The organism is Acidovorax sp. HMWF018, assembly GCF_003061035.1.
Lineage (GTDB): Bacteria > Pseudomonadota > Gammaproteobacteria > Burkholderiales > Burkholderiaceae_C > Acidovorax > Acidovorax delafieldii.
On the sequence record NZ_QAIM01000448.1, the window covers coordinates 1 to 1,516 of the forward strand.

Annotated in this window: 2 protein-coding genes; both read left to right on the forward strand. The window is 62.8% G+C overall.

What is annotated here, in order from left to right; all coding sequences use genetic code 11:
* Positions 1-942 (forward strand): FliI/YscN family ATPase (locus DBR23_RS18440; protein ID WP_108499181.1); only part of this gene is annotated, 942 nt, incomplete at its 5' end.
* Positions 943-963: 21 nt separating this feature from the next.
* Positions 964-1,413, forward strand: a complete 450-nt coding sequence (locus DBR23_RS18445) for a flagellar export protein FliJ (protein WP_056065736.1) — start codon at positions 964-966, stop codon at positions 1,411-1,413.
* Positions 1,414-1,516 lie beyond the last annotated feature (103 nt).

Genomic DNA, 1,516 nt, shown 5'->3' on the forward strand with positions numbered 1-1,516 from the left:
GGGCGGCGGCAGATCAATGCCATGGATCGGGATCCGGTGCGTGAGCCCTTGGATACTGGCGTGCGCGCCATCAATGCCTTGCTGACCGTGGGGCGGGGTCAGCGTCTGGGGCTGTTTGCAGGCTCCGGGGTGGGTAAGAGTGTGCTGCTGGGCATGATGGCACGCTACACCCAGGCCGATGTGATTGTGGTGGGGCTCATTGGGGAGCGGGGGCGCGAAGTCAAGGAGTTTGTGGAAGACATCTTGGGCGAGGAAGGCCGCGCACGGTCCGTGGTGGTGGCTGCACCTGCCGACGCGCCTCCGTTGTTGCGCATGCAGGGGGCGGCCTACGCTACTGCGGTGGCGGAGCATTTTCGCGACAAAGGGCAGCATGTGCTGCTGCTCATGGATTCACTGACCCGCTATGCAATGGCGCAGCGGGAAATTGCCCTGGCCATCGGCGAACCGCCAGCAACCAAAGGGTATCCGCCGTCCTGTTTTGCAAAGCTGCCGCAGCTGGTCGAGCGCAGCGGCAACGGCCTGCATGGTGTGGGCTCCATCACAGCGTTTTATACGGTGCTATCGGAAGGTGATGACCAGCAGGACCCGATCGCGGATGCTGCCCGTGCCATTCTGGATGGGCACATTGTGTTGTCGCGTGCCCTGGCTGAGACCGGGCATTTCCCGGCCATCGACATTGAGCAATCGGCATCGCGGGTGATGCACAACGTGGTGTCTCGCGGGCATTTTGACTTGGCGCGGCGGTTTCGTGCGGTGTATTCGCGTTACCAGAAGAGCCGGGACCTGGTGCAGGTGGGGGCCTATATGAGCGGCTCCGACCCGGCATTGGACGAGGCTATCCGCCTTCAGCCACAGATGGCGGGTTTTCTGCAGCAGGACATGTACGAGGCGGCCTCCATGGACCACAGCGTAGCCGCCATGGCGGCGGTGCTGGACCATTGACGGCGGACAAGGGAAGCCATCATGTCCAACCTTAACGCCCTCTCTGTCGCAGTCGAAGTGGCCTCTCGCAAGCGGGACGATGCCCGCAAGGTGCTGCAGGACACGCTGGCTGCCGAGCAGGCAGCACGTGCCCAGCTCGATCAGCTGGAAGACTACGCCCGTGAAACCGAGTCACGCTGGGGCATGAAGGCAGATACGGCCATGCAGCCCGAAGTGATGTACCACCACTACCACTTCATGGACAGGCTGGGTCATGCGGCCAGCATCCAGACCAGTGTGGTGGGTGACCAGTCTGCGCGGGTGCAAGCTGCCCAGCGTGCTCTGTTAGATGCAGAGCTGCGTTTGGCCAGTCTGCGTAAGGTGGTAGACAAGCGACGCAACGACCTCGCTCTGCAGCAACAGCGCAGAGACCAAAAACAGACCGATGAACGCGCCGCGCTGCAGTATCGCAACGCGGGCCAGGAGAATTGAACATGGAACCGACCAAAGTAGCCTCCTCGCAGGGCACCCAGCCCGCCCTCACGACTCGCGCCAAATCATCGGCCCAGCCTGCTGCCGCAGACGCTAGCGATCC